Origin of the sequence: Dickeya fangzhongdai (genome assembly GCF_002812485.1) — a bacterium.
Classification (GTDB): Bacteria; Pseudomonadota; Gammaproteobacteria; order Enterobacterales; family Enterobacteriaceae; genus Dickeya; species Dickeya fangzhongdai.
Map to the genome: position 1 here is coordinate 3,862,710 of NZ_CP025003.1, position 19,860 is coordinate 3,882,569.

At 60.9% G+C, this 19,860-nt stretch carries 19 protein-coding genes; 6 read left to right on the forward strand and 13 right to left on the reverse strand.

Annotated features, from left to right (window positions below; all coding sequences use genetic code 11):
• Positions 1-158 precede the first annotated feature (158 nt).
• Positions 159-884 carry a peptidoglycan meso-diaminopimelic acid protein amidase gene (gene dpaA / locus CVE23_RS17330; protein WP_038920007.1) on the forward strand — a complete coding sequence of 242 codons (726 nt, stop codon included), beginning with the start codon at positions 159-161 and terminating at the stop codon, positions 882-884.
• On the opposite strand, the gene CVE23_RS17335 is transcribed toward dpaA, so the two are convergent.
• Both CVE23_RS17335 and lpcA read right to left on the reverse strand, forming a co-directional pair.
• The gene (locus tag CVE23_RS17335; protein WP_100850024.1) at positions 855-1,622 is read right to left on the reverse strand and encodes a class II glutamine amidotransferase; all 768 of its coding nucleotides are present in this window, start codon (positions 1,620-1,622) and stop codon (positions 855-857) included. The two genes, dpaA and CVE23_RS17335, sit on opposite strands and share 30 nt — an antisense overlap.
• A gap of 61 nt (positions 1,623-1,683) precedes the next feature.
• Positions 1,684-2,265, reverse strand: a complete 582-nt coding sequence (gene lpcA, locus CVE23_RS17340; protein WP_022634611.1) for a D-sedoheptulose 7-phosphate isomerase — start codon at positions 2,263-2,265, stop codon at positions 1,684-1,686.
• Between the two features lie 345 nt (positions 2,266-2,610).
• Between lpcA and fadE the strand changes: the two genes are divergently transcribed.
• On the forward strand, positions 2,611-5,055 hold the full coding sequence (fadE, locus tag CVE23_RS17345; protein WP_100850025.1) for an acyl-CoA dehydrogenase FadE: 2,445 nt from the start codon (positions 2,611-2,613) through the stop codon (positions 5,053-5,055).
• 63 nt (positions 5,056-5,118) lie between these two features.
• On the opposite strand, the gene mtnK is transcribed toward fadE, so the two are convergent.
• Entirely contained in the window at positions 5,119-6,321 is a 1,203-nt protein-coding gene (mtnK, locus tag CVE23_RS17350) for an S-methyl-5-thioribose kinase (RefSeq protein ID WP_049842437.1), read from the reverse strand.
• 146 nt (positions 6,322-6,467) lie between these two features.
• Here mtnK and mtnA point away from each other — a divergent pair, with 146 nt between their 5' ends.
• Positions 6,468-7,499 (forward strand): S-methyl-5-thioribose-1-phosphate isomerase, encoded by a 1,032-nt coding sequence (gene mtnA, locus CVE23_RS17355; RefSeq protein ID WP_049842436.1) that lies wholly within the window; start codon positions 6,468-6,470, stop codon positions 7,497-7,499.
• A gap of 61 nt (positions 7,500-7,560) precedes the next feature.
• Here the strand turns inward: mtnA and CVE23_RS17360 are convergent, their stop codons facing one another.
• From CVE23_RS17360 to CVE23_RS17370, 3 genes are read right to left on the reverse strand one after another with little or no spacing between them, the layout of a single operon-like run.
• Positions 7,561-8,103, reverse strand: coding sequence for a 1,2-dihydroxy-3-keto-5-methylthiopentene dioxygenase (locus CVE23_RS17360; protein WP_039694677.1), 543 nt, complete (start codon positions 8,101-8,103; stop codon positions 7,561-7,563).
• A gap of 14 nt (positions 8,104-8,117) precedes the next feature.
• Positions 8,118-8,810: an acireductone synthase gene (mtnC, locus tag CVE23_RS17365; RefSeq protein ID WP_100850026.1), complete on the reverse strand. Its 693-nt coding sequence runs from the start codon at positions 8,808-8,810 to the stop codon at positions 8,118-8,120.
• The gene (locus CVE23_RS17370) at positions 8,807-9,421 is read right to left on the reverse strand and encodes a methylthioribulose 1-phosphate dehydratase (RefSeq protein ID WP_100850027.1); all 615 of its coding nucleotides are present in this window, start codon (positions 9,419-9,421) and stop codon (positions 8,807-8,809) included. Before CVE23_RS17370 ends, mtnC begins: the two co-directional genes overlap by 4 nt.
• Positions 9,422-9,610: 189 nt before the next feature.
• On the opposite strand from CVE23_RS17370, the gene CVE23_RS17375 reads away from it, so the two are divergent.
• Together CVE23_RS17375 and CVE23_RS17380 are read left to right on the forward strand one after the other, a co-directional pair.
• Positions 9,611-10,768, forward strand: coding sequence for a pyridoxal phosphate-dependent aminotransferase (locus CVE23_RS17375; protein WP_100850028.1), 1,158 nt, complete (start codon positions 9,611-9,613; stop codon positions 10,766-10,768).
• A complete protein-coding gene (locus CVE23_RS17380) occupies positions 10,756-11,523 on the forward strand; it encodes an amidohydrolase (protein ID WP_100850029.1) in 768 nt (255 codons plus the stop codon). Before CVE23_RS17375 ends, CVE23_RS17380 begins: the two co-directional genes overlap by 13 nt.
• Before the next feature lie 26 nt (positions 11,524-11,549).
• Here the strand turns inward: CVE23_RS17380 and hpxK are convergent, their stop codons facing one another.
• From hpxK to CVE23_RS17415, 7 genes are all read right to left on the reverse strand, one after another.
• Positions 11,550-12,815, reverse strand: coding sequence for an allantoate amidohydrolase (gene hpxK, locus CVE23_RS17385; protein ID WP_100850030.1), 1,266 nt, complete (start codon positions 12,813-12,815; stop codon positions 11,550-11,552).
• Positions 12,812-14,056 carry a pyridoxal-phosphate-dependent aminotransferase family protein gene (locus tag CVE23_RS17390; protein ID WP_042860844.1) on the reverse strand — a complete coding sequence of 415 codons (1,245 nt, stop codon included), beginning with the start codon at positions 14,054-14,056 and terminating at the stop codon, positions 12,812-12,814. The genes hpxK and CVE23_RS17390 overlap by 4 nt, the downstream gene beginning before the upstream one ends.
• 62 nt (positions 14,057-14,118) lie before the next feature.
• Entirely contained in the window at positions 14,119-14,850 is a 732-nt protein-coding gene (locus tag CVE23_RS17395) for an amino acid ABC transporter ATP-binding protein (protein ID WP_033570587.1), read from the reverse strand.
• Complete coding sequence (locus CVE23_RS17400; protein ID WP_038920018.1) at positions 14,831-15,487, reverse strand: amino acid ABC transporter permease; 657 nt, start codon at positions 15,485-15,487, stop codon at positions 14,831-14,833. Before CVE23_RS17400 ends, CVE23_RS17395 begins: the two co-directional genes overlap by 20 nt.
• Entirely contained in the window at positions 15,487-16,152 is a 666-nt protein-coding gene (locus CVE23_RS17405) for an amino acid ABC transporter permease (protein ID WP_038666293.1), read from the reverse strand. Before CVE23_RS17405 ends, CVE23_RS17400 begins: the two co-directional genes overlap by 1 nt.
• 9 nt (positions 16,153-16,161) lie before the next feature.
• Entirely contained in the window at positions 16,162-16,953 is a 792-nt protein-coding gene (locus CVE23_RS17410; protein ID WP_082170957.1) for a transporter substrate-binding domain-containing protein, read from the reverse strand.
• Between the two features lie 275 nt (positions 16,954-17,228).
• Positions 17,229-18,068 (reverse strand): MurR/RpiR family transcriptional regulator, encoded by an 840-nt coding sequence (locus tag CVE23_RS17415; protein WP_038920019.1) that lies wholly within the window; start codon positions 18,066-18,068, stop codon positions 17,229-17,231.
• A 161-nt stretch (positions 18,069-18,229) separates the two neighbouring features.
• Between CVE23_RS17415 and CVE23_RS17420 the strand changes: the two genes are divergently transcribed.
• Positions 18,230-19,819, forward strand: coding sequence for a gamma-glutamyltransferase family protein (locus CVE23_RS17420; protein WP_100850031.1), 1,590 nt, complete (start codon positions 18,230-18,232; stop codon positions 19,817-19,819).
• Positions 19,820-19,860 lie beyond the last annotated feature (41 nt).

Below are 19,860 nucleotides of genomic sequence, written 5' to 3' on the forward strand. Positions count from 1 at the left end.
TGACAGATAAGAGATGCGGGGCGGCACCGCCACACACCGTATCAGATATACCCAAGATTATTCGATTTACCGGACAATACGCTCGCGTGTTGAATAACGCACCGGCAACTTGAAGTATGACGGGTATAAAATAACAGCTCCAATAATCAGGATTAACAATGCACAAAGTCGCGCTTTCGCTTGCGATGTTGTTTATTTTGCCTTCCGTCGCCATCAGCAACAGTTACGCCAATCAGGTGTCGCCGGCGACGACAGAAATGAAACAGCAGGTGGCAGGATCACCGGTTTATATTCAGATCTTCAAGGAAGAACGGGTACTGGAGCTTTACACCAGAACAGGCGACGAGTACAAGCTGGTGCAGAGTTACCCGATCTGTAAATATTCCGGCGGCCTCGGCCCCAAAATGACCGAGGGCGATTTTAAAAGTCCGGAAGGGTTTTATCAGGTTGATCTGAAGCAACTGAAACCCGACAGCCATTATTATCGCGCCATCAACGTCGGCTTCCCGAACGAGTACGATCGCGCGCACGGCTATTCCGGCCGTTACCTGATGATCCACGGCGAGTGCGTGTCTATCGGCTGCTATGCCATGACCAACAAATATATTGAAGAGATTTACACTTATGTGGAGAAAGCGCTGCGCAACGGGCAGCAGAAAGTAGAGCTGGCGATTTACCCGTTCCGCATGAACGAGCAGAACATGAAGCGCCACAGCCGCTCCAGCTACTACAAATTCTGGAGTCAGCTGCAGCCGGGTTACGCCTACTTCAACCGGACCCACCAGCCGCCGGCGGTGTCGGTGCTCAACGGGCAGTACGTGGTTAACCAGTCCGCGCCCGTCGGTCAGCCTGAGTCAAATTACACGCTCGCCAAAACAAAATAACACGAACTCGCCTGGCGCAATCGGGTGCCAGGTTTCGTTGCCGGTCAACGGCTGAGTCGCCAGCACCGTGACCACATCGTTGGGTGTGGTCTGCTGCTGGAAGTCGATTTCCACATCATCATCCAGCAAGGTCGCCTTGCCAAATGGCGCCCGTCGGGTGATCCAGTGCAGTTTGGTCGAACTGAACCCCATCACGAACTGCCCATCCGACAGCAGCATATTGAACACGCCCTTTTTACGCAGTTGATCGGCCAGCGTGGCGATGTAACGGAACACCGCCGGCCAGTTGGACGGCGTGCGCGGATAACGCTGCGACAGCTGATACAGCAGCCAGCAAAAGGCGTATTCGCTGTCGGTTTCTCCAACCGGACGAAAATGGCCGGTTTTCAAACGGCGATACCCTTTGAGCTGGCCGTTATGGGCAAAGGTCCAGTTTCGGCCCCATAGCTCGCGGGTAAACGGGTGAGTGTTTTCCAGCGCCACCGCGCCGCGGTTGGCCTGGCGGATGTGAGACACCACCGCGCAGGACTTGATGGGATAGTTCTGCACCAGTTCGGCAATCGGCGAGTTGAAGCTGGGCAGCGGGTCTTTGAAGGTACGGCAGCCGTTGCCTTCGTAGAAGGTAATTCCCCAACCATCGCGGTGCGGCCCGGTACGGCCGCCCCGCTGCATCAGGCCGGTAAAACTGAAACAGATATCCGTTGGGACGTTGGCGCTCATCCCAAGCAGTTCACACATGTCCGATTCCTTTAATTAACGGCGTCTGATCCCTTTAGCTGCTGTGTGCGATGACCGGCGATCAGTTGCCGGCCATTTCCTTTTCAATCAATTGAATCAGAATGTGGATCGCCTTGATGTGCACTTCCTGAATGCGGTCAGCGTAACCAAAGTGCGGCACGCGAATTTCCACATCCGCGGTGCCCGCCATCTTGCCGCCGTCTTTACCGGTCAGCGTAATCACTTTCATACGCTTGGCGCGTGCGGCGCTGATCGCTTTGATGATGTTGCCGGAATTGCCGGAGGTGGAGATGCCGAGCAGTACGTCCCCTTCACGCCCCAGCGATTCCACATAGCGGGAGAACACGAAATCATAGCCGAAATCGTTGCTGACGCAGGACAGGTGGCTCGGGTCGGAAATGGCGATAGCCGGATAACCGGGGCGGTTTTCGCGATAACGGCCAGTCAGTTCTTCCGCGAAATGCATGGCATCACAGTGAGAGCCGCCGTTACCGCAGGAGATCACCTTTCCACCCGCCTTAAAGGCATCCGCCAGCAAAACGGCCGCATCCTGAATCGCCTGAATATTGGCATCATCACTTAAAAATGTGTTCAGCGTGGACGCCGCCTCTTTCAGCTCATTACGGATTAAGTCCTGGTACATGGAATCCTCTCATTCAATGACATCATGATATTTAGGCTGTGTCCCTTGATGATGCACGGGCCGCGGCAGCGCAATGTAGTCAGGCTGCGCCGGCGATACCCGGCATGAAGGGACATAACCTGTGCTGCCGTGCAGTGTAGCGGATCGCCCAAACCACGAGAAGCAGACAATTGCCAAACGGCGGCATCGCGCGTCAGCGGTGTCGTTCGGATGTGACTTTGTGAGTCAAGTTGTAATTGCGTTGTAAAAGAATTGATAAAAACATTTCACTGAACTAAAACCACATTATACCAACAGGTCAGACCACCAAGCGTGAACTGATTATACGGACTGGAGAATAAAACCATGGTTGCAGTCAGTGTCCTGATCGTTTTGATGCTTATCGGCGCCCTGTTCTACCACCGGCTGTCGCTGTGGCTGAGCAGTGCGTTGATTGTACTTTGGGTCGTCGCTATGGCGGCGCTGAATCTGTGGTCGGCCTGGCTGCTGATTCCGCTGGGCTTGTTGCTCTTGCCGCTGCTGGCGACGCCGCTGCGGCAACGGTTTCTCTCCGCACCGGCGCTGACGGCGTTCCGGCGCGTGATGCCGCCCATGTCCAAAACGGAAAAAGAAGCCATTGACGCCGGCACCACCTGGTGGGAAGGCGAACTGTTTCGCGGCGCGCCCGACTGGCATACCCTGCACGCCTATCCCCGCCCGGCGTTGACGCCGGAAGAACAGGCGTTTCTGGACGGGCCGGTGGAAGAGGCTTGCCGTCTGGCGAATGACTTTGAAATCACCCACGAACGCGCCGACCTGCCGCCGGAGCTGTGGGGTTTCCTGAAACAGCACCGTTTCTTCGCGCTGATCATCAAAAAAGAGTACGGCGGACTGGAGTTTTCCGCTTATGCACAAGCGATGGTGCTGCAAAAACTGGCCGGGGTATCCAGCATTCTGGCGATCACCGTCGGGGTGCCCAACTCGCTCGGCCCCGGAGAGCTGCTGCAGCACTACGGCACCGACGAACAGAAGGATCACTACCTGCCGCGGCTGGCGCGCGGCGACGAAATCCCCTGTTTCGCGTTGACCAGCCCGGAAGCCGGGTCCGACGCCAGCGCCATCCCTGATTTGGGGGTGGTGTGCTACGGCCAGTGGCAAGGCCAGCAGATGCTGGGGATGCGGCTAACCTGGAACAAACGCTACATTACGCTGGCTCCCGTCGCCACCGTGTTGGGTCTGGCGTTCCGTTTGTACGACCCGGACCATTTGCTGGGCGACCGCGACGACATCGGCATCACCTGCGCGCTGATCCCCACCCGTACCGAAGGCGTGAAAATCGGCCGCCGTCACTTTCCGATTAATATCCCGTTCCAGAACGGCCCGACGCAGGGCGAAAACATTTTTGTTCCGCTGGACTACATCATCGGCGGGCCGCAGATGGCGGGCCAGGGCTGGCGTATGCTGATGGAATGTCTGTCGGTCGGTCGCGGCATCACCCTGCCGTCCAACGCCACCGGCGGCCTGAAAAGCGTAGCGCTGGCGACCGGCGCTTACGCCCGCATCCGCCGCCAGTTCAAACTGCCGATCGGCAAAATGGAAGGCATTGAAGAGCCGCTGGCCCGCATGGCCGGCAACGCTTACGTGATGGACGCCGCCGCTACGCTTATCACCAGCGGCATCATGCAAGGCGCACGGCCGTCGGTGCTGTCCGCCATCGTCAAATATCACTGCACCCATCGCGGTCAGCGCGGCATCATCGACGCGATGGACGTCACCGGCGGCAAAGGCATCTGCCTTGGTCCGTCCAACTTTGTCGCCCGTCACTATCAGGGCGCGCCGATCGCCATCACCGTCGAAGGCGCCAATATCCTGACCCGCAGCATGATCATCTTCGGGCAAGGCGCCATCCGCTGCCATCCGTACGTGTTGAAAGAGATGGGCGCGGCGCAGGACAACGACCTGAAAGCCTTTGACCGGGCGCTGTTCGGCCACCTGGGACATATCGGCGGCAATACCATGCGCAGCCTGTGGCTGGGCTTGACCAACGGGCGCACCAGCCGTGCGCCCGTCAGCGACGCCACCCGCCGTTACTATCAGCGCCTGAACCGGCTAAGCGCCAATCTGGCGCTGCTGGCGGATGTGTCGATGGGCGTGCTGGGCGGCAGCCTGAAACGCCGCGAGCGCCTTTCCGCCCGGCTGGGCGACGTACTGAGTCAACTGTATCTGGCGTCCGCCACGCTAAAACGCTACGACGAGGAAGGCCGTCAGCAGGCCGATCTGCCGCTGGTGCACTGGGGCGTGCAGGATTGTCTGCATCAGGCGGAACAGGCGATGACCGAGCTACTGCGTAACTTCCCCAACCGGTTGGTAGCCGGGCTGCTGCGGGCGGTCATCTTCCCGCTGGGCCGTACCAGCCCGGCCCCCACCGACCAGTTGGACCATCAACTGGCGCGGTTGTTGCAGGCGCCGTCGGCGACCCGCAGCCGACTGGGGCGCGGTCTGTACCTGAAAGCAGGGGCTCACCACCCGGCCGCGCAGTTGGAGCAATCGTTGCAGGATATTCTGGCTGCCGAGCCGATCCATCAACGGCTGTCGCAGTCGGCTGGTTACCCGTTGCCTTTCATGCAACTGGATAAACTGGCGGAACATGGGCTGGCGGAAGGGGTGATTACGCCGGAAGAAGCCAGCGTATTGATGCAGGCGGAAGCCAGTCGGCTGCGTTCCATCAACGTTGACGACTTCGCACCGGACGCGCTGAGCGCGCACAAGGCGGCGGCAGAGCGACGACTGCCTGCCGATACGGCCGCCTGAAACAATAACGGCGCCTTTCCTGTCTGCACAGAGGCGCCATTTTTCTGCTATGCGCTATCCGAATCAGGCGCCGCTTTGACGCACTCGTGCCAGTAAAGCCTCCGGGCCGTCGATGTGCGCGGCGGCCAGAATCAGCGTCTTGCCAAGCTGAATGGCATGACGCTGGCAGGATTGACGGGCGGCGTCATCGGCAATGGTATCGAGGTCAGCGACATGCGCCAGCCCGATAGTGCGACGAATCAGTTCGGTGCCGCAGTACCCCACCGTATCCTGCCACACCTGCTGCAGGAATCGCTCAACGTAGCCTTCCACCGCCAGCGCTGGATCCCGGCTCTTCTCGCGGCCTAATGCCGCAAAACGGCTGGCGAAGGTCTGCCACAGCGTCACGATATCCTCCAGACGCCGTTCGCGTGCGGCGCTAGCCTCGCGCGGCGGCAGCAATCCCGGCAACCCGCAGTAGTTCAGCAGCAGGTTGCCCAGCGCCGTACCGATATCAAACCCAATCGGGCCGTAGAAACCGAACTCGGCGTCGATCACTTTCAGGCGGTTTTCCGCCACGAAAATCGAGCCGCTGTGAATATCGCCGTGCAGCAGCGTTTCCGCTTTGCTCAGAAAGGCATGCTTGAGCGCGGCGACGGCGCATTTCAGCGGCTGATCATCGCGTAACGCCAGCACATCAGGCAGCAGCGCCGGGTCAAACTGGTTGCGTTCATGATCGATGTAGGGATCGGTGAAAAACAGATCTTCGGTGATCTGGCACAGTTCCGGGTTGGTAAAACGACTCACCGCCGCCTTCTTATCATGGGGCGACTGGTAGAAATCCGTGTGGTGGAATAGCGCTTGCGCCAGGTATTCCCCCAGTTGCGCCGCCGCCTGCGGATAGTCACGCCCTTTCACCAGTTCACGCCGCCAGATTTCATGGTCAGACAGATCTTCCTGCACCATCACCGCCAGTTCCGGATCATGATGCAGCACCGTTACCGTGTGCTGCGGGCAATACTGCGCGTGCGCCAGCAGCGTTTCCGCTTCGATGCGGGCGCGATCCAGCGTCAGCGGCCAGGATTCGCCGACGCACCGGACATACGGCAACGCCTGCTTGACGATCACCCGGCTAACGCCCTGCGTATCACGAATCTTGAACACCAGATTCAGGTTACCGTCGCCGATTTCATCGGCGGTAACCAACGACTGCGGATCGGTAACCCCGCCATACTGACGGGCGTACTGCACGGCATCGTCCGCGTTAAAAGTACGGTAAAGCGACATGACCCACCTCATTGATGTGCGTTTGTGTTTGCTGTTATGCGCGCCCTACTTTTAGACATAAAAGCGTTTGGACGTCTATACTTCTGTATCGCATATTGGCAGAATAAGAATCCTGATGCAATAACGCAACACGGATTTAACCACCCATGCAGACCGTTAACACCACCAGCCTCAACGTCGTTGATAATCAGCTCTGGATCCTTGATCAACAGGCGTTGCCGCAGGAAAAAATCTGGTGCCCTTGCCCGGATACCGATGCGTTGGTCGACCATATCCGCACCCTGCGGGTACGCGGCGCGCCGCTGATCGGGCTGTCCGCCAGCCTGCTGCTGGCGCTGCTGGCGGAACAGGGTCTGCCGCAGCCGCAACTGGCGCAGGCGCTGGATACGTTGCGCGCTTCCCGCCCGACCGCCGTCAACCTGATGAACAATCTGGATCGCATGAAGCAGGCGCTGGCCGCCGATGATTTCATCAGCGCCATGACGCAGGAAGCACTGCGGCTGATTGAGGAAGATAAAGCGCTGTGCGAGCGTATTGCCAACAACGGCGCCGCGCTGGTGAAACCGGGTAGTCGCCTGTTGACCCACTGCAACACCGGTGGGCTGGCGACGGCGGGCGTCGGCACCGCGATTGGCGTCATACTGCGCGCTCACCAACAGGGCAAGGTGGAAAACGTCTGGGTGGATGAAACCCGTCCGCTGCTGCAGGGCGGCCGCCTGACCGCCTGGGAGCTGGGCGAACTGGGGATTCCGTATCATCTGATCTGCGACTCGATGGCCGCCTCGCTGATGGCGCAGGGCCGGGTCGACGCCATCTGGGTCGGTGCGGATCGCATCGCCGCCAACGGCGACGTCGCCAACAAGATCGGCACTTACAGCCTGGCGGTGCTGGCGCACTACCACGGTATTCCGTTTTACGTCGCCGCGCCGCATACCACCCACGATCCGCACTGCCCGGACGGCAATGCCATTCCGATCGAGCAGCGCGCCGCCAGCGAAGTCACCGGCGTGTCCGGCAGTTTTGGTCAGTGTCAGTGGGCGCCGCATAACGCGCCGGTTTACAACCCGGCGTTCGACGTCACGCCGGCAGCGCTTATCAGCGGCTGGGTTCTGGATTGCGGCGTGATCACCCCGGAACACGTACGCAACGGCGTTTTTCAGCGCTCGCTGGCTGGATGAGAGTAAAGGAATAGGAACCAAAAGCCGTGTCTGGCACAGGCAGACACGGCTTAATGCGGGGTTACGCCAGTTTCGGATAGGCATCGGCGATGGCATCGCCGGTGAAGTGGGCAATCCAACCATCCGGATTGTCGAACAGGCGAATGGCGGTGAAATGCGGCTCGGATCCCATGTCGAACCAGTGCGGAATACCGGCGGGCACCGACAGCAGGTCATTCTTTTCGCACAGGATCTGGAAAATCCGGCCGTCTACGTGCAGGCAAAACAGCCCGGCGCCTTCGACAAAGAAACGCACTTCATCTTCGCCGTGGGTGTGTTCCGACAGAAACTTGGTGCGCAGCGCCGCTTTCTGCGGGTTGTCGGCACGCATGCTGATTACATCCCAGCTCTGGTAACCTTTTTCCGCCACCAGTTTGTCAATCTCATGCTGATAGGCGGACAGCACCTCTTCGGCGGCGGGACTGGCGCTCAGTTCACGATCCGCCTGCCAGCGTTCAAAACGCACATTGATGGCGCTCAGTTGCTGTTTAATCGCCTCCGCATCGCGGCTTTGCCAGACCGGCTGACGGGCATCCGTATCGCTGAAAATGGTTAAAGCACTCATGACGGGTTCTCCTGTTAGTTGGCCTGATAGGCATTCAGATCGATCTGATCAAAACGGTTTACCTGACGATGACGACTGTCGGTATCCGCGTCGTCACGGATCAACTGGCAGGTATGCCAGCCCGCCTGTTCGGCGGCGTCCAGTTCCTGACGAATATCGGACAGGAACAGCAACGCACCGGCGGGCAACCCGATAGCGCGGGCGATGTTCTGGTACGACGCCGTCTCGCGCTTGGCGCCGACGCGGGTGTCGAAATAGTCGCTGAACAGCGGCCGCAAATCGCCGGCGTCGCTGTGACCAAACAACAGATGCTGTGCTTCCACCGAACCGGACGAGTAGACATACAGCGCGATGCCCTGCTCGCGCCAGCCGCGCAGTTGCGGCGCTACGTCGTCATAGACATGGCCGCGAAAATCGCCGTTACGGTAGCCGCTGCGCCAGATGATGCCCTGTAACAACTTCAGCGCCGGCGATTTGCGATCTTCATCCATAAACTGGTTGAGTGCGGCCAGCAGTTGCGCGGGCGAAGCGTCCGGCTGCTCCAGTTCCTGACGCAGCACCGTCAGCGCGCCCGTAATCTCCGGGTCACGGTCCGCCAGCGCTACCACATCGGCCAGCCTTGCGCGGGCGTACGGGAACAGCACGTTGTGGACAAAGCGAATATCGCTGGTGGTGCCTTCAATATCGGTGACAATCGCTTTGATCATTTAGCCTCCAGTAAACGTCGTTGCAGTTCGCACTGGAACAGGAATTCCAGCCCTTCCAGATGACGACGAGCCTCTTTAACGTCATTGCCCCAGCAATAAAGGCCGTGCCCGCGCACCAGAAAACCGTAGCGCAGCGGCGCCGCCTCATGACGGGCCGCCACCCGCTCCGCCAACGCCGGAATATCCTGATCGTTGTCGAAAATCGGGATCGCCACCTGATCCAGATGGGTACGCTGACCGCTCAGCGATTTCTGCATTTCATACCCTTGCAGCACCAGCGCGTCGCTTTTTTCCACCCGCGACAATACCGTGGCGTTGACCGAATGGGTATGCAACACCGCGCCTGTTGCCGGAGATAAGCGGTAGAGCAGCGTATGCAGCCCGGTCTCCGCCGATGGCGTACGGCCGCTCGGCACATGATTAGTGGCGATATCGACCAGCAGAAAATCGTCTTCGCGCAGGCTGCCTTTATCCTTGCCGGATTCGGTAATCAGACACTGCCGTTCATCAAGGCGAACGGACATGTTGCCGCCCGTCGCCGGGCACCAGCCTTTCTCGCCGATCCAGTGGCAGGCCGCCACCAGCGCGGCCAGTTGTGAAGTATCACTCATAAATCATCCTGTGCAGGTGAAGCTGTCATGCAATTGTCAAACCAATTAATTAGTCTGCTTATCATATTTGATTATGGCTTAGAGAATTATGGAATTTAGCCGTTTAAACGTCCAAGCGTCTTGATTGCCAAATACTAGCATCCTGTATATAGTGGCAGCAATACAGGCTTGCAGGAGTCCTTTTCAGCCATGAGCGCCGCACTGATCCCCGACAGTAAACTCCCTTCCCTCGGCACCACCATTTTTACCCAGATGAGCGCGTTGGCGCAGCAGCATCGGGCGATCAACCTGTCGCAAGGCTTCCCGGATTTTGACGGCCCGGACTACCTGAAACAGCGTCTGGCTTATCACGTCAGTCAGGGCGCCAATCAGTACGCGCCGATGACCGGCGTAGCGCCGTTGCGCCACGCGATTGCGGAAAAGACCGCGACGCTGTATGGCTGGCAGCCGGACGCCGATAGCGAGGTCACGGTCACCGCCGGCGCCACCGAGGCGTTGTTCGCCGCCATCAGCGCGCTGGTGCGGCCCGGCGACGAAGTTGTCTGCTTCGATCCCAGCTACGACAGTTACGCCCCGGCGGTGCAACTGGCCGGCGGCGTACTGAAGCGGATCGCCCTGCAGCCGCCGGCGTTTCGCGTCGACTGGGCCGCTTTCGGCGCTTTGCTGAGCGATCGCACCCGGCTGGTGATCGTCAACACGCCGCACAATCCATCCGCCACCGTCTGGCAGCAGGAGGATTTCCGCCAGCTCTGGCAGGCCATCGCCAGTCGCCACATCTATGTGCTGAGCGATGAAGTGTACGAGCACATTTGTTTCGCCGCCGACGGGCACGCCAGCGTACTGGCGCATCCGGAACTGCGCCAGCGGGCGATTGCCGTGTCCTCCTTCGGCAAAACGTATCATATGACCGGCTGGAAAGTAGGTTATTGCGTCGCGCCGGCGGCGCTCAGCGCCGAGGTGCGCAAGGTTCATCAGTACCTGACGTTTTCCGTCAATACGCCGGCGCAGTTGGCGATTGCCGATATGCTGCAACACCAGCCGCAGCACTGGCGCGAACTGCCCGACTTCTATCGCGCCAAACGCGACCGGTTCGTTAACGCGCTGGCCGCCAGCCGGCTGGATATTCTGCCCTGCGAAGGCACCTACTTCCTGCTGGCGGACTACCGCGCCATTTCCAGCCAGGATGACGTCAGTTTCTGCCGCTGGCTGACCGAGCACGTCGGCGTGGCGGCGATTCCGCTGTCCGTTTTCTGCGCAGCCCCCTTCCCTCATACGCTGATTCGGTTATGCTTTGCCAAACAGGAATCAACCCTGGATGCTGCCGCGGAGCGCTTATGTCAACTTTAAAGGTCACCCTGTTACAACAACCGCTGGTCTGGATGGACGGCCCCGCCAACCTTAGCCATTTCGACGGTCTGTTAGGCGAGATTACCGACCGCGATCTGATCGTGCTGCCGGAAATGTTCACCACCGGTTTCGCGATGGAAGCGGCCAAAAACAGTCTGGAACAGTCGGTGGTGGAAGCCTGGCTGAAACAGTGGGCGCAGCGCAGCAATGCGCTGGTGGGCGGCAGCGTGGCGGTGCAAACCGGCAAAGGCGCGGTCAACCGCTTTCTGTTGGCCGACCCGCAGGGTCGGGTGTACCAGTACGACAAGCGCCACCTGTTCCGCATGGCGGGCGAGCACGAGTATTACCAGTCCGGCCAGACGCGGGAAATCGTGGAGTGGCGCGGCTGGCGTATTCTGCCGCTGATCTGCTACGACCTGCGTTTCCCGGTGTGGTCCCGCAACCGTCAGGATTACGATCTGGCGTTGTACGTCGCCAACTGGCCGGCGCCGCGCGCGCTGCACTGGAAAACGCTGCTGGCGGCGCGGGCGATTGAAAATCAGGCTTATGTGGCAGGCTGCAACCGCGTCGGCATCGACGGCAACGGCCACAGCTATCAGGGCGACAGCCTGATTATCGACGCACAGGGCGCGATTCTGGCTTCCGCGCCGGAACATCAACCCGCGCGTCTTGACGCCGAACTGTCGCTGGAAACGCTGCAAAGCTACCGTGAAGCCTTCCCGGCCTGGCGCGACGCCGATAAGTTCGGTTTGTAATATCAAGCGCGCTCAGGCGCGCTTGATTATCGGTATCCCAACACCGTCAGCAGCAGCGCCTGCACCGCCAGCGCTACATCGTCCGTCAGCACCGACTCGTCAGGATGGTGGCTGACGCCGCCCTTGCAACGCATAAACAGCATCCCTACCGGCCAGCATTCGGCGATGGCGATGGCGTCATGGCCGGCGCCGCTAGGCAGATGCAAATTATCGCCCTGCACCTGCGTCACCGCAGCGGACAGCCGCTGTTGCAGATCGTCGTCGCAACGAGTGGCGGCGATGCGGTAATACTCTTCGGCGCTGAAAGCGCAGCCGCGCTGCATGGCGATGTCGTGCGCCAGCGTCAGCAACCGTTGCAACAACGCATCCAGCGGTTTGTCGTCCGGGCCGCGGATATCCAGCGTCAGCCTGACTTCACCGGGAATCACGTTGGCGGCGCCCGGCAGGCACTGCAAGGTGCCGAAGGTCGCCACCAGATAGGGATCGCTGTCGCGCGTCACCTGCTCGGCCTGGGTCATCCACGCCGCCGCTGCCGCCAGCGCGTCCTGCCGCTGCGACATCGGCACCGTACCGGCATGGCCGGCATGACCGATAAAGGTGCAGTTCAGCCGCCGCGCGCCGTTGATCGCCGTCACCACGCCCAGCGCCAGCCCGGCCTGTTCCAGACACGGCCCCTGCTCGATGTGCAACTCCAGATAGGCCAGAATATCCGCTGCCGGACGGGCCGCCTGTGCGATGGCGTCCGGATCCAGCCCGGCCTGCGCCAGCGCCTGCGCGACGGTAATGCCGTTGGCGTCCGGGCGCGACAGCCAGCCATCGGGCCAGGTGCCGGTCAGTCCGCGACTGCCGAGCAGCGTGACGTCAAAGCGGGTGCCCTCCTCGTCGCCAAAACCGATCACCTCCAGTGCCACCGGCAAACGAACGCCACGCTGATTCAGAAATGACACGGTTTCAATCGCCGCCAGCACCCCCAGCATACCGTCGTAACGGCCGGCGTTGCGTACGGTGTCGAGGTGCGATCCCAGCAACAGCGCCGGCGCGCCCGGCGCACAGCCTTCATAGCGGCCGCAAATATTGCCGACGCTGTCCTGCCACACACGCATGCCCGCTTCCCGCATCCACTCGCCCGCCTGCTGGTTGGCCTGCAGATGCTGGGGAGACAGATAAACCCGGGTAAGCTGGCCGGCGGTTTCACTGATGGCCGCCAGCCGATCACAGCGCGCCATCACCCGGCGGGCCGCCGTCTGCGCGTCGAGGTCCGTCATTACGCTTTCCATCAGCACCTCGCTCATGCCGGCGCCCGTGCGGCGGCGTACACATCCCAGGCGGCCTGCAACGCCGCACCCTGCGCGGAACGGAAGCCAAGGTGGTTCAACACCGCTTCCAGCGCGGTCAGCGTCTGCATCACGCAGTCTTTGCGGGCGTTGTAGCCCATGGTGCCGATGCGCCAGATCTTGCCCTGCAACGGCCCGAACGAGGTACCGATCTCAATGGCGAAATCCTCCAGCAGCAGCTTGCGCACCTGCTCGCCGTGGACCCCCTGCGGGATCACCACGCCCAGCACGTTGTTCATCTTGTTGGCGATATCGCCGTACGGCTGCAACCCCATGCCTTCGATGCCGGCCAGCAGCGCATTACCGTGCAACTGGTGGCGGGCGATACTGGCGTCCAGCCCCTCTTCCAGAATAACGCGGGCGCATTCGCGGGCGGCGAACAGCATGCTGGTGGCCTCGGTATGGTGGTTCAGCCGCTCCGGCCCCCAGTAATCCATGATCATGCCGAGGTCGAAGTAGTTGGAATAAATCATTTCGTCGTCGCCGTCCTGATGATCGACGGTGCGGATGCCCTGCTCCACACATTTGCGCTGACGAATCACCGCCTCCATACGCGGGCTGAGGGTCACCGGCGAACTGCCGGACGGCCCGCCCAGGCATTTCTGCAACCCGGCGGAGACCGCATCCAGCCCCCAGGCGTCGGTTTCCAGCGGGTTGCCGCCGAACGACGCGGTGGCATCGGTGTAAAACAGCACGTCATGACGACGGCAGATAGCGCCCAGCTCCGCCAGCGGCTGCAACATGGTGGTGGAGGTATCGCCCTGTACGGTGAGCAGCAGACGCGGTTTCACCCGTTTAATGGCGTCTTCGATCTGGTCCGGCGTGAACACCTCGCCCCACGGCGCTTCGATGGTGTGCACATCGGCGCGGCAGCGGCGGGCAATCTCGCACAGCAGATGGCCGAAGCGGCCGAACACCGGCACCAATACGCGATCGCCGGGGCGGATCGCCGAGACCAGAATCGCCTCGATACCGGCGCGGGACGTGCCGTCCACCAGCATCGTCCAGCGGTTGTCGGTGCGGAACAGCTGGCGATACAACGCCATCACCTGATTCATGTACTCGGTCATCGCCGGGTCATACTGCCCGACCAGTTGGCTGGCCATCGCGCGCAGTACGCGCGGGTCGGCATTGATCGGGCCGGGCCCCATCAGCAGGCGATGGGGCGGATTGATCTGCGCAAACAGGTCGTTATGCATGTGATGAACTCCTGATGTCCTTGATAACATTAAAATCGTAATCGCTCATACGGCTCACGGCGTTACAGCCGCACCGAGGCGATAAACTGTTTCAGTTCAGCGGTCTGCGGGTTGGCGAACAGTTCATCGCCTTTGCCTTGTTCCCACACCTTGCCCTGATGCATGAACACCACCCGATCGCCGACCTCACGGGCAAAATTCATTTCGTGGGTGACCAGAATCAGCGTCATGCCTTCGGCCGCCAGCTGTTCCAGCACTTTCAGCACTTCGCCGACCAGTTCCGGGTCCAGCGCGGAGGTGATCTCGTCGCACAGCAGCACCTTCGGGTTCATCGCCAGCGCACGGGCGATCGCCACGCGTTGTTGTTGGCCGCCGGACAGGCTGGACGGGTAGTAATCGATGCGCTCGCCCAGCCCGACCTTCTCCAGCATCTTCACGCCCAGTTCACGGCACTCGGCGGCGCTTTTACCCAGCACCAGTTTGGGCGCCAGCATCACGTTTTCCAGCGCGGTCATGTGCGGGAACAGGTTGAAGTTCTGAAAAATCATGCCGACCGAACGGCTAATTTCCCGCGCCTGCGAGTCGCGGTCGGTAATGGTCATGCCGCCGAGCTTGATGCTGCCGTCCTGATAGCCCTCCAGCCCGTTGATGCACCGCAGCAGGGTGCTTTTGCCGGAGCCGCTACGGCCGATGATGGAGATCACCTCGCCCACGTCGATATCCAGATCCACCCCTTTCAGCACGTGGTTCTGGCCGTAATATTTATGGACCTGATTAATGGTGATGAGCGGCATTGAATTTCTTCTCCAGATAACGGCTGTAGTACGACAGTGGGTAACACAGCAGGAAATAGCCCAGCGCCACCAGCCCGAACACCTTGAACGGCTGGAAGGTAACGTTATTGAGCATGGTGCCGGCCTTGGTCAGTTCGACGAAACCGATGATCGACGCCAGCGCGGTGCCCTTGATCACCTGCACCGAAAAGCCGACCGTCGGCGCGATGGCGATACGCATCGCCTGAGGGGCGATCACCCGGGTCAGCGTCTGCGTGAAGCTCATCCCCAGACAGCGGCAGGCTTCCCACTGTCCTTTCGGCAGCGCCTGCACGCTGCCGTGCCAGATATCCAGCAGAAATGCGCTGGTAAACAGCGTCAGCGCCAGCGCAGCGGCGGTCCACGGGCTGACGTCGATGCCGAACAGTCCCAGCCCGAAAAACGCCAGAAACAATTGCATCAGCAGCGGCGTGCCCTGAAACACATCGGCGTACAGCCGGGTCAGACGCAGCGGCCACGGACGTTTGGTCAGGCGCAGCAGCAACAACGGCAGCGTGACCAGCACGCCGCCGAAAAACGCCGCCAGCGACAGCAGTACCGTCCAGCGCCCGGCCAGCAGCAGGTTGCGCACAATATCCCAGTCAGTAAACGTCATCATCAGCGCGGCGTCCCCAAAAAGCGTCGCCCGGCCAGCAACAGCAGCTGACGCATCAGCATCGACAGCGCCAGATAGCAGAGCGTGGTCACCAGATACACCTCGAAACTGAGGAAGGTCCGGGACTGAATTAAATTGGCGGCGAAGGTCAGCTCTTCGTACGACACCTGTGATACCACGGACGAACCGAGCATCACGATGATGCACTGGCTAACCAGCGCCGGATAAATCCGTTGCAGCGCGGGCGGCAGAATCACCCGTGTAAATGTCTGGGCGCGCGACAGCCCCAGCACCCGCGCGGCTTCCCACTGGCCTTTCGGCGTCACCTGGATGCCGGCGCGGATAATCTCCGTGCTGTAAGCCCCCAGATTGACCAGCATCGCCAGCAGGGCGGCCTGCCCGGCGGTGAGTTTGAGCCCCAGCCCCGGCAGACCGAACACGATGAAAAACAGTTGCACCACAAACGGCGTATTGCGGATCGCCTCGACGTACAGGCCCCACAGGCGGCTGACCACGGTCGGCTTACCGCTGCGCAATGCCGCGCCGCAGATGCCGATGGCGATCCCGCCGATCGTCGCCATCGTCGTCAGTTGCACGGTGACCCACAGGCCGGCCAATAACTCCGGCCAGTAAGGCCATAGCGCCGCGAAATGAAGCTGGTAGGTCATGGCTTATCCTTACGCGCCCAGATTGGCCGGCAGCGGCGCTTTCAGCCATTTCTCGGACAGGCCGTTGAGCGTGTTGTCCTTGACGGCTTTTTCAATCAGCTCGTTGATTTTTGCCTTCAGCGCCGGCTCGTCCTTCTTCAGGCCGATGTAACAGGGCGAGTCTTTCAGCATGAATTTCGCCACCGGCGCGTTGGCCGGGTTCTTCTCGGCAATCGCCGCCACCACCAGGTTGCCGGTGGCGATATATTGCACCTGACCGGACAGGTAGGCAGACAGCGTCGTGTTGTTGTCTTCGTAGCGCTTGATGTCGGCAGCCTTGGGCGCGATCTCGGTCAGCACCATGTCTTCTACCGCGCCGCGGGTCACGCCGACGGTTTTGCCCTGCAACGCCTCGGGCGCGCCGACAGCGGTGTCTTTCGGACCAAATACGCCGAGGAAGAACGGCGCATAGGCGCGGCTGAAATCGATCACTTTTTCACGTTCGGCGTTTTTACCCAGGCTGGAAATCACCAGATCCACCTTGTCGGTTTGCAGATAGGGCACGCGGTTGGCGCTGGTTACCGGCACCAGCTGCAACTTTAGTTTCATCTCACTGGCCAGATAGCGCGCCATGTCGATGTCATAGCCTTGCGGCTGCAGATCGGTGCCGACCGAGCCGAACGGCGGGAAATCCTGCGGCACGGCGACACGCAGCACGCCGCGTTTCTGGATATCCTGCAACTGATCCGCCATCGCCTGTCCGGCCTGAACCATCAACAGCGCTGCGCCAACTACCGCCAAAAAACGTTTTCCGATCTTCATTGCTGTGCCCCCGGTTAAGTTAGTTTGAAACCAAAGATTCTTCAATAAAAATATTGAAACCTTCGTTGCAGAAAGAAAAGCAAGATGCATGCCAGATATCACACCGCGACATCACCACTAATAGCAAAGGCAGAGACAGGCTGAGCAGCGCGAGCAACGCTATCGTTCAGTGAGCGAATGCGTCCGGACCCGCCGTCCGCAACGCACAATGGCAGGGCATAAAAACGGGAAAGGGTTGCACCAAAACAGAACAATCGCACCAGCAAGGCGCGCGTTTATCGCTGTTCCAGTTCGTCGAGTTGCAGGTAAAGGTCGGCAATATCGTGGATGCGCTGACGGCCCTCCGCCAGCATCTGATGCAGCAGCGCGTTGCTGATCAGGTTAACCAGACTCATGGCGCTGGCGTAGCTGTCAAAGGCCGATACGCTATCCAGCGGCGCGGTCAACGCCCAGGAAGCCAGCGGCGGCAGCGTATGCGCCTGCGGTTCGCACAGCAACAACACCGGAATCTGCCGGGCGCGCAATTGCTGCAACAGCGGCAGGATCAGGCGCGGACGGCGGCGGAACGCCACCACCGCCACCACATCCCGTTCATCCAGATCCGCCAGCTCTTCCGCCAGTGTCTGGCCGGGTTGCGCCAGCAGCGGCACCTGCGGGCGGATTTGCAGCAATTGTTGGCGCAGGTGCAGCGCCACCGGGTAGCTGTTGCGCAGCCCGAGAACACAGACGCGCCGCGCCTGCTGCAACGCGGCGATCAGCGCGCCGAACTGCTGCGGATCGATCTGGTTGACCCACTGCGTCAGGTTAGCCATTTCCTGTTTGTAATGGCGCGCCAGCAGCGTGTTGCCCTGCACCGCGTCCCGGTTATCGGTCAGCGGCATACCGCTCTGGCGCAGGGTGCGCAGCTCATCGCGCATCTCCCGGTAGCTGGGGTAACCGAGGCGGCGGAACAGGCGGCTGACCGTGGCTTTGGACACGCCGCTCAGCCGCGCCAGTTCGGCGCTGTTATAGCTGATCAGGTCATCCAGATGATCGAAGATAAACTCCGCCACCCGCTGTTCCTGCGGCGACAATTCGCTGTACTGACTGCGTAGCCGTTCATCAATCTGTTTCATGCCTGTCTCTGCCATTTTTTTGAATCCTGTAACTTTTGTTTCATCCTTTCGGCGCTATGCTGAACATAGCATACAACCGTCGGTCGGCAGCAAGCAGAAAAGGTGGAACGGCTTTTGCTTAGCATCGACCACCCTACAGTCCAACAAGAGCCTTATCCCTCATGATGCAAAGCAATATCGCCCCGTCGGGCATGGCGGTCACGCCGCATCATCTTGCCAGCGCCAGCGCGCAACGTATTCTGCGCGCCGGGGGCAACGCCATCGAAGCGATGGTCGCCGCCGCGGCCGCGATTGCGGTGGTTTACCCGCATATGAACAGTCTGGGCGGCGATGGTTTCTGGCTGATTGTGCCGCCGCAGGGCGACCCGATTGCCATCGACGCCAGCGGCGCGGCCGGTTCGCTGGCGACCCGCGATCGGTACGCCGGCGCCAGCCGCATTCCACACCGCGGCCCAACGGCGGCACTGACCGTAGCCGGCACCGTGGGCGGCTGGCAGGAAGCGCTGACGTATGCCGCCGAGCTGGACATCAGCCGCCCGTTGCCGCTCGCCAGCCTGCTGGAAGACGCCATCGGCTATGCCCGCAACGGCATTCCGGTCACCCAGTCGCAGGAAGACGCGCTGATCAGCCGTCATCACGAACTGAGCGATTTCGCCGAATTCTGCCGCGTGTTCATACCGCAGGGCGTCATCCCGCGCACCGGCAGTCGTTTTACCCAGCCGGATCTGGCCGACACGCTGCAGCAACTGGCGCAGGACGGGCTGGACAGCTTTTACCGCGGCGCGCTGGCGGCGCGCATGACGGCACAAATGGCGGAGCTGGGTATGCCGGTCACCGCTGACGATCTGGCGAACTACCGTGCCCGACGCGCCACGCCGCTGGTGCTGAAACACAGCAAAGGCGAGGTGTTCAATCTGGCGCCGCCGACGCAGGGGCTGGTGTCGCTGGCGATTCTGGGCATCGCCGACCGACTGGGGATGGCAGACCTCAGCGACAGCCAGACCATACACCGCGTGGTGGAAGCCACGAAGCTGGCTTTCAGGCTGCGCGACAAATACATCACCGACCCGAAACGGATTACGCAGGATATTCAGGCGCTGCTATCCGCCAGCCATCTGGATACGTTGAGCAAGCACGTCGACACCCGCTCCGCCGCGCCCTGGGGACAAGGCAAGGGCCCGGGCGACACCGTCTGGCTGGGCGTATGCGATCGCCACGGCCTGTCGGTGTCGTTTATCCAGAGCATTTATCACGAATTCGGCAGCGGCATGGTGTTGCCGGGCACCGGCGTGCTGTGGCAAAACCGCGGCGCTTCCTTCAGTCTGGATCCGAATCACCTGCTGGCGCTGGAACCGGGCAAGCAGCCGTTTCACACCCTTAATCCGGCGGCGGCGCGACTGTCTGACGGACGCACCATGGTCTACGGCTCGATGGGCGGCGACGGCCAGCCGCAGACGCAGGCGGCGTTGTTCATCCGCCACGTGATGCAGGGCGTGCCGCTGCAACAGGCGATTACCGCGCCGCGCTGGTTGCTGGGCCGCACCTGGGGCCAATCTTCCGACACGCTGAAACTGGAAGACCGCTTCACCCCGGCCACCGTCGAGGCGCTGCGCACGCTGGGCCACGACGTGGAACTGCTCACCGGATTTAGCGAAACCGTCGGCCATGCCGGCGCCATCGTCCGTCATGCCAACGGCATGCTGGAAGGCGCCAGCGATCCGCGCAGCAACGGCAGCGCCGCCGGATTTTAATCTCGCTACCTGGCTAATCTCACCCCCTGATAAGGTCTTTG

Coding starts and splice junctions, on each gene's coding strand:
- CVE23_RS17405 (WP_038666293.1), bottom strand. CDS start 16,152: ATGACCTACCAGCTTCATTTCGCGGCGCTATGGCCTTACTGGCCGGAG.
- lpcA (WP_022634611.1), bottom strand. CDS start 2,265: ATGTACCAGGACTTAATCCGTAATGAGCTGAAAGAGGCGGCGTCCACG.
- fadE (WP_100850025.1), top strand. CDS start 2,611: ATGGTTGCAGTCAGTGTCCTGATCGTTTTGATGCTTATCGGCGCCCTG.
- CVE23_RS17415 (WP_038920019.1), bottom strand. CDS start 18,068: ATGAAACAGATTGATGAACGGCTACGCAGTCAGTACAGCGAATTGTCG.
- hpxK (WP_100850030.1), bottom strand. CDS start 12,815: ATGAGCGAGGTGCTGATGGAAAGCGTAATGACGGACCTCGACGCGCAG.
- CVE23_RS17380 (WP_100850029.1), top strand. CDS start 10,756: ATGTCAACTTTAAAGGTCACCCTGTTACAACAACCGCTGGTCTGGATG.
- mtnA (WP_049842436.1), top strand. CDS start 6,468: ATGCAGACCGTTAACACCACCAGCCTCAACGTCGTTGATAATCAGCTC.
- CVE23_RS17420 (WP_100850031.1), top strand. CDS start 18,230: ATGATGCAAAGCAATATCGCCCCGTCGGGCATGGCGGTCACGCCGCAT.
- mtnC (WP_100850026.1), bottom strand. CDS start 8,810: ATGATCAAAGCGATTGTCACCGATATTGAAGGCACCACCAGCGATATT.
- mtnK (WP_049842437.1), bottom strand. CDS start 6,321: ATGTCGCTTTACCGTACTTTTAACGCGGACGATGCCGTGCAGTACGCC.
- CVE23_RS17390 (WP_042860844.1), bottom strand. CDS start 14,056: ATGCATAACGACCTGTTTGCGCAGATCAATCCGCCCCATCGCCTGCTG.
- CVE23_RS17375 (WP_100850028.1), top strand. CDS start 9,611: ATGAGCGCCGCACTGATCCCCGACAGTAAACTCCCTTCCCTCGGCACC.
- CVE23_RS17395 (WP_033570587.1), bottom strand. CDS start 14,850: ATGCCGCTCATCACCATTAATCAGGTCCATAAATATTACGGCCAGAAC.
- dpaA (WP_038920007.1), top strand. CDS start 159: ATGCACAAAGTCGCGCTTTCGCTTGCGATGTTGTTTATTTTGCCTTCC.
- CVE23_RS17335 (WP_100850024.1), bottom strand. CDS start 1,622: ATGTGTGAACTGCTTGGGATGAGCGCCAACGTCCCAACGGATATCTGT.
- CVE23_RS17400 (WP_038920018.1), bottom strand. CDS start 15,487: ATGATGACGTTTACTGACTGGGATATTGTGCGCAACCTGCTGCTGGCC.
- CVE23_RS17410 (WP_082170957.1), bottom strand. CDS start 16,953: ATGAAGATCGGAAAACGTTTTTTGGCGGTAGTTGGCGCAGCGCTGTTG.
- CVE23_RS17360 (WP_039694677.1), bottom strand. CDS start 8,103: ATGAGTGCTTTAACCATTTTCAGCGATACGGATGCCCGTCAGCCGGTC.
- CVE23_RS17370 (WP_100850027.1), bottom strand. CDS start 9,421: ATGAGTGATACTTCACAACTGGCCGCGCTGGTGGCGGCCTGCCACTGG.